Genomic DNA, 1,061 nt, shown 5'->3' on the forward strand with positions numbered 1-1,061 from the left:
TCATGGGGCGACGCCACGGCGCGGCGCCAGCGCCCCGCCTTCGCGCAGATCGCACACATCCATCAACTCCTTCGGAATCCGCAGTTCGTTCCGAACGCATTCCAACCTGGGGACGTGTGACAGCGCGTTGGGGGATTGGCGTCAATCCTCGACCCGGCCTCAACAGGCCGGGGGATGCGCCGCAACCCCTGTTTCCGGCTGACTTTACTTGCGAACCGGCGCCGGCTGACCTTCGCAATTGGCTAAATTCGAATCCACATGCCCCCAGCGCGGGGCAGAGGCGGTCCAGATGAAGCCCTCGGGCCGACCGAGTTCGGGATCGTCGAGGGCCCCAACGCKGACAACCATCACGTCCGGCCGGGTCGCCGCCTCGCTGAAGAGGGGCGTGCCGCATTTGGGGCAGAAGCTGCGGCGCATGGGCGTGCCGCTGTCGGCCAGGCTCTCATAGGCCGTGACCTCGCCGGTGCAGGCGAAGCCGGCCTTGCGGAAGACCACGTTGACGGTGGAATTGCCGGCGGCGAGATACTGGCAGTCGCGGCACCAGCAGGCGCGCCGGACGATCGGCTCCTGGTCGAAGCTGAACGTCACGGCGCCGCAAAGGCAGCGGCCGGTCACGGGGGATGCCATGCCTCAGTCCTCCGTCAATGTTCGTCCGTCTGGCGCCGCGCCAGGATCTCGCGCTTGCCGACATGGTTGGCGGGGCTGACGACCCCCTCCTTCTCCATCTGCTCGATGAGCATGGCGGCGCGGTTGTAGCCGATGTTCAGGTGCCGCTGGATGAAGCTGGTGCTGGCCTTCCCCTCGCGCGTCACCACGTCCACCGCCTGGTCGAAGAGCGACTTGTCGGCATCCGAGGCGCCGGCGATGCCGGACATGGACAGGCCCGCCTCGCCCTCCTCGTCCACCTCGGTGACCTCTTCCACATAATCGGGCTCGCCCTGCTCGCGCAGCCAGTTGGTGATCTCCTCGACCTCGCTGTCCTTCACGAAGGGGCCGTGCACGCGGGTCATGCGGCCGCCGCCGGGCAGGAAGAGCATGTCGCCCTGGCCCAGCAGCTGCTC

2 protein-coding genes are annotated in these 1,061 nt (G+C 67.6%); both read right to left on the reverse strand.

The window, feature by feature from the left end; all coding sequences use genetic code 11:
• Nucleotides 1-204: 204 nt before the first annotated feature.
• Nucleotides 205-627, reverse strand: coding sequence for a GFA family protein (locus tag AC1DWF_RS32445; protein ID WP_476842628.1), 423 nt, complete (start codon nucleotides 625-627; stop codon nucleotides 205-207).
• 14 nt (nucleotides 628-641) lie between these two features.
• On the reverse strand, nucleotides 642-1,061 hold a 420-nt coding region (locus tag AC1DWF_RS32450), incomplete at its 5' end, for a DNA translocase FtsK (RefSeq protein WP_476842629.1).

It is taken from the genome of Aminobacter sp. P4_D5, assembly GCF_056401815.1.